At 52.2% G+C, this 12,997-nt stretch carries 12 protein-coding genes; 9 read left to right on the top strand and 3 right to left on the bottom strand.

The genetic code is table 11. The features are described from left to right. The first annotated feature begins 120 nt into the window (after nt 1-120). Entirely contained in the window at nt 121-369 is a 249-nt protein-coding gene (locus KDK15_RS00205) for an acyl carrier protein (RefSeq protein WP_257293355.1), read from the top strand. A gap of 46 nt (nt 370-415) precedes the next feature. Here KDK15_RS00205 and KDK15_RS00200 read toward each other — a convergent pair whose 3' ends face one another. From KDK15_RS00200 to argH, 3 genes are all read right to left on the bottom strand, one after another. Continuing rightward, nucleotides 416-1,642, bottom strand: coding sequence for a pyridoxal-dependent decarboxylase, exosortase A system-associated (locus KDK15_RS00200; protein ID WP_257293354.1), 1,227 nt, complete (start codon nt 1,640-1,642; stop codon nt 416-418). Between the two features lie 20 nt (nt 1,643-1,662). Then, nucleotides 1,663-3,297: an acyl-CoA ligase (AMP-forming), exosortase A system-associated gene (locus tag KDK15_RS00195; RefSeq protein ID WP_257293353.1), complete on the bottom strand. Its 1,635-nt coding sequence runs from the start codon at nt 3,295-3,297 to the stop codon at nt 1,663-1,665. Between the two features lie 198 nt (nt 3,298-3,495). Then, the gene (argH, locus tag KDK15_RS00190; protein WP_257293352.1) at nt 3,496-4,917 is read right to left on the bottom strand and encodes an argininosuccinate lyase; all 1,422 of its coding nucleotides are present in this window, start codon (nt 4,915-4,917) and stop codon (nt 3,496-3,498) included. Between the two features lie 265 nt (nt 4,918-5,182). On the opposite strand from argH, the gene KDK15_RS00185 reads away from it, so the two are divergent. The 8 genes from KDK15_RS00185 (at nt 5,183) to trmB (ending at nt 12,929) form a co-directional block, all read left to right on the top strand. Beyond that, nucleotides 5,183-6,268 (top strand): sensor histidine kinase, encoded by a 1,086-nt coding sequence (locus tag KDK15_RS00185; RefSeq protein ID WP_257293351.1) that lies wholly within the window; start codon nt 5,183-5,185, stop codon nt 6,266-6,268. A gap of 44 nt (nt 6,269-6,312) precedes the next feature. Continuing rightward, nucleotides 6,313-7,050, top strand: a complete 738-nt coding sequence (locus tag KDK15_RS00180) for a LytTR family DNA-binding domain-containing protein (protein WP_257293350.1) — start codon at nt 6,313-6,315, stop codon at nt 7,048-7,050. 328 nt (nt 7,051-7,378) lie between these two features. Further along, nucleotides 7,379-8,302 carry a hydroxymethylbilane synthase gene (hemC, locus tag KDK15_RS00175; RefSeq protein WP_373691307.1) on the top strand — a complete coding sequence of 308 codons (924 nt, stop codon included), beginning with the start codon at nt 7,379-7,381 and terminating at the stop codon, nt 8,300-8,302. Between the two features lie 21 nt (nt 8,303-8,323). Beyond that, on the top strand, nt 8,324-9,079 hold the full coding sequence (locus KDK15_RS00170; RefSeq protein ID WP_257293349.1) for a uroporphyrinogen-III synthase: 756 nt from the start codon (nt 8,324-8,326) through the stop codon (nt 9,077-9,079). 100 nt (nt 9,080-9,179) lie between these two features. Further along, nucleotides 9,180-10,496: a uroporphyrinogen-III C-methyltransferase gene (locus tag KDK15_RS00165; RefSeq protein ID WP_257293348.1), complete on the top strand. Its 1,317-nt coding sequence runs from the start codon at nt 9,180-9,182 to the stop codon at nt 10,494-10,496. Further along, a complete protein-coding gene (locus KDK15_RS00160) occupies nt 10,493-11,731 on the top strand; it encodes a heme biosynthesis HemY N-terminal domain-containing protein (RefSeq protein ID WP_257293347.1) in 1,239 nt (412 codons plus the stop codon). The genes KDK15_RS00165 and KDK15_RS00160 overlap by 4 nt, the downstream gene beginning before the upstream one ends. Beyond that, a complete protein-coding gene (locus KDK15_RS00155) occupies nt 11,728-12,105 on the top strand; it encodes a DUF423 domain-containing protein (protein WP_257293346.1) in 378 nt (125 codons plus the stop codon). Before KDK15_RS00160 ends, KDK15_RS00155 begins: the two co-directional genes overlap by 4 nt. Before the next feature lie 92 nt (nt 12,106-12,197). Further along, nucleotides 12,198-12,929 carry a tRNA (guanosine(46)-N7)-methyltransferase TrmB gene (gene trmB / locus KDK15_RS00150; protein WP_257293345.1) on the top strand — a complete coding sequence of 244 codons (732 nt, stop codon included), beginning with the start codon at nt 12,198-12,200 and terminating at the stop codon, nt 12,927-12,929. Nucleotides 12,930-12,997: the final 68 nt, after the last annotated feature.

Here is a 12,997-nt window from a genome sequence, read left to right as displayed (position 1 = left end):
TCCCGTCTTATATCCCCGCCCGCATTGGGCGAGGGTTTACGACGTTTTTGCTAACGACCACAGTTGCGCCATAGACGGAAAATGCCTAAAGTTGGCGATTTTTAACCCTCGGGATGATAAATGACCAGGCTGGAACAAATAAACGCCATTTTGGCAGATCTTCTCAAGCTGGATACCAGTGAGTTCAATGAACAGACTGAACTGCTGGGAGCCCTTCCGGAGTTCGACTCCATGGCCGTGGTTGGGTTGATTGCGGCAATGGAAGAAACCTTTGGCATTGCCGTCAATGACGATGATCTGGATGCAGAACTCTTCGAAACCGTTGGCTCTGTTCTTTCCTATATAGACGCTGTTGGGGCAGGTGCCTGATTGCCCAAGTGATTTCCAGGCCAGAATGATTCCGGCCTGGCCCTGCTCACAATAACAACTCCACCACTTCGGGATGCCCGAGAAACTTCTGAGGGCTGGCTGTTGCACCATAAGCGCCCGACTGCAGAACCACGATAAAGTCTCCCACCGCTGCCTTTGGTAATGCCAGCTTTGCCCCGACAACATCCAGAGGCGTACAGAGCGGTCCGACAATCTCGACCACTTCCTGTTCTTCACTGTCAAGACAATGCGCCAGAACAACCGGGTAATTTTTACGGATTACCTGGCCAAAGTTGCCTGAGTTTGACAGGTGATGGTGCAGTCCTCCATTGGTCATCAGGAAAACCTGTCCACGGGATTCTTTTTTATCCGTCACCTGACAAATATAATAACCCGCCTCACCCACCAGCCAGCGACCAAGCTCCATAACAATCTCTGATGACTTGAGCGACTCTGGACGATGATCCAGAAGGTACTGCAGGTTTTCTGCAATACCTTCCATTGCCAGCGTCTGTTCTCCGGGGAAATAGGGAATTCCCAGGCCACCTCCGATATTGATATGCCTCACCGGGGCAGCAACCAGACCAGCCAACTTTGCGGCCAGTTCAAAGGTTTGCTGATGGCACTCAATCAGAGACTCTGCTTTGAGATTCTGCGAGCCAGAGAAAATATGAAACCCCTGAAAGTCCAGTTTATCCAAATCAAGCTCCGCCAGAATAGACGGCATTTGTTCATCATCGATACCAAACTGTTTGGGACCACCCGCCATTTTCATACCGGAGGTCTTTAACTCAAAGTCCGGATTCACCCGAAATGCTATGCGGGGGCGAATACCCATCTGCTGATGACAGAGGTACAGCCGTTGTAACTCCAGGGGGGACTCGATATTGATGGTAATGCCCGCCGCAACGGCGGCTCTCAGTTCATGTTCTCCCTTTGCTGGCCCGGCAAAACTGATATTGGCCGCAGCCATACCTGCGCCCAGGGCAACCAGCATTTCTTGATGGGAAGCAACATCCAGCCCATCCACACACTGTGCCATATGGCTCACTACGGCGGGCATTGGGTTGGCTTTTATGGCGTAGTGAAGCTTCAGTTCTGCTGGCATCTGCTGACGAAACTGAGCGACTCTTTGCGTCAGGGCCTGCCGGTCGTAGATGTAGCACGGTGAAGAGCCGACAATAGTCACCAGATCAGCAGCGGTATACCCGGCAATCAGTAGTTGATTATCCTTGGACTGAAGACTGGCCAGTCGGTGATGTCCTTTACTCATTTTCTCCTTCACAAGATCATTCACAAAACAGGTGCCTCCTCCTGAAAAAGCCTCCGGTATTCTGCCAGTAATGGCTGGCGATCAATTTTACCATTGGGATTTCTGGCAAGGGCAGTTTGCTGAATAACGCCCATGGGGACCATATAGGCGGGCAGGCATTGCTGGCAATGGCGGATCAATGAGGGTTCATCGATCTCACCGCTGTCGCTGCTCACTACCACCAGAACGATGGCCTGCCCCAAACGGGAGTGCGGGACACCAATGGCAGCCACCTCTGCCACCAGCCCGGATGAGTAGACCACCTCTTCTACATCCGTTGGGCTGACCCGATAACCGGATGTTTTGATCATATCGTCGCGACGACCCACAAAATAAATATATCCATCGTCGTCTTTACGAACAATATCGCCGGACCAGACAGCCAGCTCTTTGCCCGGAATTCCCGGTATGGCACAGGGTGCAGGCCTGAAACGTTCAGCGGTTCGCTCCGGATCATTCCAGTATCCCATGCTGACCAGGGCACCACGGTGCACAAGCTCACCGGGTTCATGGGGGCCACAGATCTCACCCAGCTCATTGATCACCATCACATCCGCATTGGGAATGGCTTTACCCATAGACCCGGGTCGTAAATCAATCTGTTCGGGAGGAAGAAAGCAGGAGCGGAATGCCTCGGTCAAACCATACATCAAGTAAGGTTTGGCATAACGAAAACGCTTGCGCAGTACAGCCAGCGTGGCCGTCGGCATGGCGCCACCGGTATTGGTAAAGTAACGCAGACTGTCACCAGCTCCTTGTGGCCAGGGCAAATCGGCTATCTGAACCCAGAGTGGCGGCACCAGGCCAAGCCCGGTGATCTGCTGTTTCTCGATGGTTTTAATGACATCCCTTGGGAGAAGATATTCCAGTAGATAACAACTGGCACCCACCAGAAATGCCGTTGTCAGCTGACTGAAACCGTAATCAAAACTGAAGGGCAGAACACAGAGCAGGCGATCTTCCGGCGTATTTCCCAGATACTGTGCAACACTGCTGGCACCCGTCACCATATTACGGTGTGACAGGACAACGCCTTTGGGCTTTCCTGTACTGCCGGAGGTATAAAGAATCGCCGCCATATCCGCATCAATGGACGACACCGGTTCCCACCAGGCATAGGGCTTGAGGAAATTTGCCCAGTTCATTGTGTTGGCGGAATGTTGATTAACAAAAATACTGTCACGCAGGAGATTATTAACCGGATTCTCATCTGCAAGGTCACCATCAACCAGAATCACATGAATAAGGTCATGGCACTGGTGAATTTCAGCTTCCAGCTGCTGATAGCGCGCCTTGTTAGTAATCAGCACACGAACATTGCAGTCTTTGAGAATATGAAAGACCTGGGGCGCTTTCAGCACCGGATTGACGGGTACCACGACGCCACCGGCTGCCGTTGCAGCAAAGCAGCTGAAGACCGCTTCCGGCGTTTTAGGCAGGTAGATCGCCACCCGTTCATGTTGCGTCAGACCCAGCTTTTGCAACCCGGCGGCAACCGAACGAATCTGTCGGGAAACCGTCTGGTAATCAAACCACTGGTCTTTGCAGCCGAGGGCTTTTGAGGAAGGCGAACGTTCTGCCTGGCGCAGAACAATCTGGTGTAACAACAAGCTCATGATAAACAACAGAGTCTGATAACAAGGTTGAACCACAAAGGCACGAGGACACAAAGGAAGCTCTCGTTCACGGTCCGGGGTTGCTGCAAAAAGTCCTGAATTTGAACCAAAAAGACACGACGGAAACCTTTTGCTTTGCCAAGCTCAGGCAGATCCCAGAAAAACTTTGTGCCTTTGTGGTTCCTTCTTTAAGACCTTTTACAACATTTTACGGGCGTTTAAAACAGCCTGCCTGACCTGCTCTGGCGCTGTGCCACCGAGATGATTACGAGCACTTACTGAGCCTTCCAGCGTCAGGACATCAAATACATCCTGCTCGATCGTATCAGAGAAAACCTGAAGCTCAGCCAGCGTCATCTCAGACAGGTCGCGACCTTGCTGAATACCAAAGGCCACGGCCTTACCCACCACTTCATGGGCATTCCTGAATGGCATTCCACGGCGCACCAGGTAATCCGCCAGATCGGTAGCGGTGCTGAAACCTCTGCGAGCCGCTTCCAGCATGCTCTCTTTACATGCCTGAATATGCGGCACCATATCAGCAAACGCCCGCAGACAATCCTTGAGGGTATCCACCGTATCAAACAGTGGTTCCTTATCTTCCTGATTGTCTTTGTTGTAAGCCAGCGGTTGGGATTTCATCAAGGTCAGCAATGACACCAGATGGCCATTTACCCGGCCTGTTTTGCCTCTGACCAGTTCGGGCACATCCGGGTTTTTCTTCTGCGGCATAATGGAAGAGCCGGTACAGAAGCGATCTGGAAGATCAATAAAGTTAAATTGTGCTGAAGTCCAGAGTACCAGCTCTTCAGACATGCGTGACAAATGGGTCATGATCAGGGCCCCGGCTGCACAGAACTCAATGGCAAAGTCCCGGTCACTGACGGAATCCAGAGAGTTGCGGGAAGGACGATCAAAGCCAAGGGCAGAAGCCGTATACTCCCGATCGATAGGGTAGGTCGTTCCTGCCAGTGCGGCAGCGCCCAGGGGGCTGATATTAACGCGCTTGCGGCAGTCCTGCAGGCGCTCATGATCACGCAACAGCATCTCATACCAGGCCATAAGATGGTGACCGAAGGTCACAGGCTGTGCTGTCTGCAGATGGGTGAAACCCGGCATGATGGTGTCGGCTTCACGCTCGGCAACAGACAACAGCCCGTGCTGCAGGCGCTTGAGCTCTGCGGATATAGCGTCAATCTCATCACGCAGCCATAAACGAATGTCGCTAGCAACCTGATCATTTCTGGAGCGCCCGGTATGCAGCTTTTTGCCGGCAGCGCCGATACGGTCGGTCAGGCGAGCCTCGATATTCATATGGATATCTTCAAGCTCAATGGACCAGTCAATGCGATCCTGCTCAATATCCTCAAGAATACCTTCCAGGCCGGAGATAATGGCATTGAGTTCGTCTTCGCTCAGAATACCCGCCCGGTGCAGCATCTGTGCATGGGCCATTGACCCCTGAATATCATGGCGATAAAGGCGTCGGTCAAAATCAATGGAAGCGGTAAAACGGGCAACAAAGGCATCGACGCCTTCACTGAAACGTCCACCCCATTGTTTATTAGAACTGTGGTTACTGCTTTTTTTACCCTGATCTGCTGAGTAGCTTGCCGACATTGATCTCTTCCCCACTCGGTTCTCATTTTTTAAAGACGAACGTGCAACAAACACCGATCCGGCATTGAAGCGTTGAGAGCGATGGCATTATATCGGTGTCATGGCTTGATTGCATCGCTCACAGACTCCTTCCGGGCAAGAGAATAGACAGGCTTCCGATAACAATAATGAATCGCCTCTTACTTCTGAGAGGCTGCCTGAGATAAACAGTCCCTGAGGAATTATGGGTTCTCACCATAGAGGTGAGAACAAGAGCCTTCGCATTATGATCCAAACTCAGCACATCGCCCAGCACAGCAAAGATGACTTTTTTCTACCCGACCTTGGGTCAGGTCAGTCGGTGTTTATGCTGGTGCTGATTTCGGAACTCTTTGTCCTGGTTCAGGTGCTAGCCCTGCCCGGCGATATCGACTTCAGCTGGACACGACTGGCCATGCTGTCACTGTTTGTTCAGTGGATTGTGCTTTCCAGCAGTGCCTTTCTCTATCTGGCCAGGCCTTTCTTAAAGAAGCTTCCCACCTGGCAGTCGGTAACGATCTCCCTATTGGGTGTTCAGATTATTACGCTTTTGCTTACTTTGCTCTCTCAAGTGTTACTATCTCCTATCCACTTTGCCCCTGACTGGCAACAGGTCAACCGCAATCTGTTGGCGGCACTGATTATCTCGGCCATGCTGCTGCGCTATTTCTACATCCAGTACGAAGTCAACTTGCAGCAACACGTTATCCACAATGCCCGCCTCGACTCATTGCAGGCGACTATGCGTCCGCATTTCCTGTTTAATTCCATGAACATTATTGCCAGCCTGATTCAGGTCAACCCTGAAAAAGCAGAGCAGGCAGTGGAAGACCTCTCAGATCTGTTCAGAGCCAGCCTGAATAATCCCGGTCAGAACAAGAGTGCTGTCGTACCTATCCAGCAAGAGATACAAATCAGCGAAAGTTACCTGAGAATCGAGCAGCAAAGGCTGGGTGACCGCCTTGAGGTCAAGTGGCTGGTTGGTGAACTTCCGCAAAGGCTGTCTATTCCTCCCTTTACCTTACAGCCTTTGGTGGAGAACGCCGTCTACCATGGTATTCAGCCGCTGGAAGCCGGTGGCTGCATTACCATCAGCATCAACATTGACCAGCAAACGGTTCAGATTTCTGTAGAAAATCCGATGCCATATACTGAGACCATCTCAAACGGCAATCAGATTGCCCTGAACAATATCCGCTCCCGTCTGGCCATGCTCTATGGCAACAAAGCCAGCCTGACCACGGATATCCGGGAGCATTCCGGTGTCAAATGGTACACAGCGCAGGTGCACTATCCCTGCCGATGGGACAACGCTGTTGATTACCAAAGCTGATAAAAAAAGTTGATAAATTACTGACTGGAACCGATCACTGAATAATGAATGTCCTGATTGTTGATGACGAGCCACTGGCCCGGGAACGGCTAAGACACCTGATTGGCCGGATTGATAACTTTATGGCGCTTGAACATGAGGCCAGCAATGGACGGGATGCCATTGACCTGTGCAGCCAGTACCACCCCGATATCGTGTTGATGGACATTCGCATGCCCGTCATGGGTGGTCTGGAGGCTGCCAGATATATCAGTTCCATGGACAAACCACCGGCAGTGGTTTTCTGTACCGCCTATGACAATCACGCCCTTGAAGCGTTTGATGCCCAGGCCGTGGGTTATCTGCTGAAACCGATTCGTCAGGACCACTTGAACCAGGCATTACAACGTGCCAGCAAAGTGAATCGTCTGCAACTGGCCTGGCTGAACGACCATCTGTCAGAGCATAAAGAGCAGGGCCATATCGCCGCCAGAACACTGCGCGGTATTGAGCTGGTTCCCCTGAATGATGTGCTCTACTTTATGGCGGATAATAAATATGTGACGGTTCATCATCGTCATGGTGAAGTGCTGATCGATGATTCGCTCAAAACCCTGGAAGAAGACCACAGCCAGCACTTTGTCAGAATTCACCGTAATGCGCTGGTGCGTCGTGATGCCATTGAAAGCCTGTCCCGGGATGATAAGGGGCACTGTTTTATCCATCTCAGGGAAGTGCCACAGCCACTGTCCATCAGCCGACGTCATGTGCCCCTGATTAAGAAAATCATGCAATCTTTATAGTCAGGCACTAATGCCTGACCTCCCTCCCTGACTCAGCAACCTTAGAGGCTGTCTCTTAAAGCCGGTCTGTCGTATTATCCCTCACAACTGTTTTGCCAGCAGTCTGTTTGCCAATAGCTGGCACCTGGGAGGCTGTCCGAGAATAACTTCCGTATTTCTCAGGCTCTAAACTTCGTTCGTCCTGAGCCTTCGAAGGGCGTGGACTCCGGGCTCACGCATTGTGCCTGTCACCCTTCGACTCCGCTCAGGATGAATGGAGATCAAGTTCTAAACCGGGAAGTTAATTTAGGACTGTTCCTTAATTTGCACAATAGAAGCCGTCATTCCTGTGAAAACCGTTCGTATCGCCACCCGTAAAAGCGCCCTTGCCCTGTGGCAGGCGGAATATGTCAAACAGCAGCTGGAGTACCATCATCCGGATATTCAGGTCGAACTGGTTAAAATGACCAGTCAGGGCGACCGCATTCTGGACGCTCCACTGGCGAAAATTGGTGGCAAGGGGCTGTTTGTCAAAGAGCTGGAAAATGCGCTGATGGAAGGTCGCGCCGATATTGCGGTGCATTCCATGAAGGATGTCCCCATGGAGTTTCCGGAAGGTCTTGGGCTCGGGGTTATCTGCCCGCGGGAAGACCCACGGGATGCCTTTGTCTCCAATCACTATGCCGCTCTGGACGAGCTGCCTCAGGGCGCCGTTGTTGGTACCTCAAGCCTGCGCCGACAGTGTCAGATACTGGCCGCCCGTCCTGATCTGACGATTCAGTTTCTGCGGGGTAATGTCAATACCCGCCTGGCCAAGCTGGATGACGGCCAATATGACGCTATCATACTGGCAGCTGCAGGATTGATTCGGCTGGCGATGGCTGACCGCATTCGCAGTTACCTGGATACCACTCTGAGCCTGCCAGCTGCCGGACAGGGTGCTGTCGGTATTGAGTTGCGTCTGGATGACGAGCAAACCAGGCAACTGATTGCCCCTTTGCACGATGAACACACGGCAATCCGGGTGGGTGCTGAACGTGCCATGAACAAACGCCTGAATGGTGGTTGTCAGGTCCCTATTGGCGGATTTGCAGAACTGGACGGAGACCGGCTATTTCTCAGAGGCCTGGTCGGCAGCCCTGATGGTCAGACCATCTATCGCAGTGAAGTGACCTGTGCCGCTGGAGATTATGAGTCGGCGGGTATTCAGGTGGCGGAATCGCTCCTGAAACAGGGTGCGGATAAAATACTTGCTGAGCTGTCTCATCACTGAATACCAGGTAGTTAGAGAACCATGAACCTGTCACCTATCCGAGCACTGGTAACCCGTCCTGAGCCTCAGGCCCAGACACTGACAGAGGCAATCCGGGCGGCAAATGGCCAAGCCTGGCCAATGCCGATGCTGGGTATTGATGCCCTGGCAGAAACGCAGACAATGAGAGACTGTCTGCTCATGCTCGACCAGTTTGACAGCGTTATTGTTACCAGCCGTCCGGCTGCCCGCCAAGGCGTTGAGCTGATCGAACGATACTGGCCACAGCTCCCGCTTCACTGCCGGTGGTTTGCCATTGGCAGCAGCACAGCAGCTGAACTTGAGCAGTTTGCTATCAAGGCTGAATATTCAGACACCGGCGCAGACAGTGAAGCCCTTCTTACTCTGGAATCATTTAACCATATGCAGGATAAGAGGGTCCTGATTATCAAAGGAGTGGGGGGACGACAGGTACTGGAGGAACAGCTCAGTAATGCCGGTGCCAGTGTCCACACTTTGGACGTTTATCAGCGTTCCTGCCCCGCCTATGAGCGCAATGCGGTGGTAAAAAAGTTGGAAAGCCATTCAATCAATGTCATTCTCTGTGGTAGTGGAGAAACCCTGACAAACCTTGGGTACTACTTACCCATGTCCTATCGAGCTGACTACCGGCTACTTGTTCCCAGTGAACGGGTTGCCAGACAGGCCCATAGCCTGGGTTTCCAGCAGGTAACCAATACCGGTGGCGCCAGCAACGAGATGATGTTGCAAGCATTGGCCCAAATCTGCCTCTTGTGAAAAATGAGCGGGTTCCCTGAAGGAAGTGCCCTTTTAGAGACAGAAAAACAAGGGAGACACTCTCTCAGACTTCACTCCCGAACAATCGGAAGGCCCAAGCGTGAGCGATACAGACCAGAACACAGACCGTTTACCAGAAAATACCCCTGAAGATGTTCAGCAGAAAACCGACATCCATTCAGCGACAGAGTCCCATTCAGAACAGCAAGCCGCCAAAAAGAACCAAACCAGAGGTTCAGGGAAAGGCCTGGCAGGCTTTGCCCTGTTGATATCTGCCTGTGCCCTTGGCCTCAGCGGCTACATCGGCTGGCGTGCCATGACGCTGGAACAGAGCCAGCCGGTTCTTCTTGAGGGAATGGACCAGCTGCAGACACAGATTGCACGGCAACAGGCCAGGCTGACAACGGTGGCACAAAACACCGCCACTGATATTGAGCAACACAAAGAACAGTTGCAAGCCCTGCAACAACGGGAAGCCAGACTTTTGTCCCGAGTTGATACCCTTTCCAGCAAAGTACGGGAACTTGAAGGCTCCACACGCAACCAATGGCGTATTGCCGAAGTCGAATACCTTCTGCGCCTTGCCAATCAGCGGCTGCTGACGGTCAACGATATTACCGGAGCCCTTGAGCTTATGGCCAGTGCAGAGCAGGTACTGGGGCAACTGGATGACTACGCTCTCTTTCCGGTCAGAGAAGCCCTGGCAGAAGATATAGCGGTTCTGAAAGCCACCACCCTGGTGAATCAGGAAGGCATCTGGCTGCGACTTCAGGCCATTGCCGATCTGATCCCCGCGCTTGTGATCCTGGATGATGGCCATATTGCCGATGTGGCCACTGCCTTGAAACCCGGATCAACGGTCACTGATGAAGCCAACCCGCCAGCGGACAGAACCTGGCAGGAAACCATTAAGGCCATATTGCTGGACACCTGGCACCGTTTCACCAGCCTGTTCCGTATTAATACCCAGCGGGAGCAACCCATCGATGTATTGCTGACACCGGAACAGGATCAGTTAATCCGTCAGAAGATGCTGATGTTGATCGAACAGAGTAAGCTCGCGCTGATAACAGGGCAGCAGTCGATTTATCAGACCAGTCTCAGGCAAACCAGTGACTGGCTGAATCGCTATTTCATGCTCGGTGGTGACGTCAGCAATCAGCTGGCCAGCGAACTTGCTGACCTGGAGGGGCTCTCTATAACCCCCGACATGCCGACTATTCATCGTTCTCTGGAGGCACTGAAAGAGCTCCAGTCCAGCTCAACTATCGCTCCCACACCACCGGAAAGCGATTCAACCAGCGAGCCGGAAGAAAACCAGGGGACACCAGCATCACCCGGAAGCGATGATGGGAAAAGCAGTCCCCCATTGATAGAGCCGCATCAGCCTGCTGAACAGGGAGTGCAAATTTCATGAAAGGGTTTGCACTGTTCCTGACCATTGTTTCTGCCTGTTTTTTACTGGCCAATATCATGGTCAATGACCATGGTTATGTGCTGATTGCTTACGATGAGATGACCTTTGAAAGCAGTCTCTGGGGTTTGCTGCTGCTGGTTGTCATTTCCCTGGGCCTGGTCTGGCTGGCGGTGATAATGGGTCGGTTACTGCTGGGCACATTCAGTGTTATCTACCCACTGTCAACGGGAGCCCGAAAAGCCAAAGCCAGGAAACTGTTTGATCGTGGTCTGGCTGAGTTTACCAAAGGTCACTGGCGAAAGGCGGAGCGACTCCTTGGCCAGGCGGCGAAAAGTAGTGAATCACCGTTAATCAACTACCTGGCCGCCGCCAGGGCAGCCCATGAAGCAGGAAATCATGAAGCCAGTGCTAACTGGCTAAGACAGGCTGACCGCAAAGCACCGGGTGCAGAAATGGCGATTGGTATCACCCAGGCACAACTGCAACTGGCCAGTAACCACCTGGAACAGGCGCTGGCCACATTGACCCATCTACACAAGAAGTATCCTCGTCATGGCTATATCCTGAAAATGCTCAAGCAGGTATATATCCGTCTGAATGACTGGCAATCACTGGAAAAACTGCTGCCCAGACTGCGTAAGCAAAAAGTGATTAAGGACGACGAATACCACCAACTGGAACAACAGGCATTCAAAGCGCTGTTCGAACAGGCTTATAACTATGGTCGAAACCGTGTCTCCAGCGAAGAGAAAACCAAACCGGCTGATGATATCTGGTCCGGCCTGAGCCACAGTCAGAGGAAGGATCCGGTTATCCTCTATCGTTATTGTGACTGTCTGGTACGGCTGGGTGCCGAGGGGAAAACTGAGCTGCTGCTGCGGGAAAATCTTCATCACTGCTACAGCGAGCAATTGATCCGCCTTTATGGCAAGACACCGGGCAGAGACCTGAAAAAGCAACTGCTGTTTGCCGAATCACTGCTCAACCAGCGGACCAATGACCCTGAACTGTTACTGGCGCTTGGTCGCCTGGCACTGCGCAAGGAACTCTGGGGTAAAGCCCGGGAGTATCTTGAAGCCAGCCTCAGGCTCCGGAAAAGTGTTGATGTGTATAACGAACTGGGTCACCTGCTGGCACACCTTGATGAGTTTGAAACCAGCTCACGCTATTTCCAGGAAGGCCTGTTGTTAGCGGCTGACAGTGCAACTCATCTGCCAGGGATGCATAAATCATGAATGCCCTGTTGGTTGGTGCCATCAGTGGTATGACTGCCGTGGCACTGAGCGCCTTTGGCGCCCATGCGCTGGAGGGCGTTCTCTCTGAGCGGGCGATGGACACTTTCCAGACCGCTGCAGACTATCAGTTCTACCACAGCCTGATACTGGTGTTTGTTGCCTTACTGGGAGCAAATTACCCGGACTCAAAAAAGCTGAAGTGGAGCGCTGGCCTCTTTACTGTGGGCATTGTTCTGTTTTCAGGAAGCCTTTATCTTTTGAGTTTAAGCGGCATCCGCTGGCTGGGGATGATTACACCGTTTGGTGGTATTTCATTCATTCTTGGCTGGTTGATATTGGCCTTTTTTGCCGCCAGAGATTATTACGGTACCTGAAAGGCTGTCTGAGAATAGACTGCCTCTAAAATTTGCATTTTACGCCCTGAGCAGTATCTTACGCCGATTATTTTCTACCAACTCAGATGTCCATGAACAATACTGTGAAACCGGCCGATGAGGCTGAAGGCTCACATCAGGAAACGCTCCACAAGCGTCAAATCAAGAGTTTTGTGCTCCGTGCGGGTCGGATGACCACGGGCCAGCAAAGAGGCTGGGATGAGTGCTGGCAGGACTGGGGACTGACTCTGGAGCAAGGCACAGAGGGTTTCCTGAATGCTTTTACAGATGCAGCACCACGGGTTCTGGAAATTGGCTATGGTATGGGGCATTCCCTGGTAACCATGGCTACACAGGAGAGCGATAAGCAGTTTATTGGTATTGAAGTACACCGCCCGGGTGTCGGTAGCCTTCTTAATGAAGCCCGTCTGGCGGGTATCCACAACCTGAGAACTTATTGCGACGATGCGATTGAAGTGCTGAAGCATTGCGTACCCGATGGTAGCCTGTCACGGGTACAGATTTACTTCCCGGACCCATGGCACAAGAAGCGTCACCATAAACGCCGCCTGATTCAACCCGCTTTTATTGAGTCGATCCGTCCCAAGCTGGACATCGGTGGCATTATTCATCTGGCCACTGACTGGCAAAATTATGCCGAACAGATGCTGGCAGTGATGAACTCAGCAGAAGGTTTCGAGAACATGGCCACCGATAACGGTTATTCACCAAGACCGGATTTTCGTCCGCTAACCAAGTTCGAAAAGCGTGGTCATCAATTAGGGCATGGGGTTTGGGACTTGCTATTCAAGCGCACCCGGTAGATGACCCTGTGGAACCTCTTGATTAAAACCGCAACGAGCGCAACATTCGTTGTTATGATCCAAGGCTC

This window comes from Endozoicomonas sp. YOMI1 (genome assembly GCF_024606345.1).
Lineage (GTDB): Bacteria > Pseudomonadota > Gammaproteobacteria > Pseudomonadales > Endozoicomonadaceae > Endozoicomonas.
The sequence above is the reverse complement of the archived record's forward strand: the minus strand, read 5'-3'. Positions and strand labels throughout refer to the sequence as shown.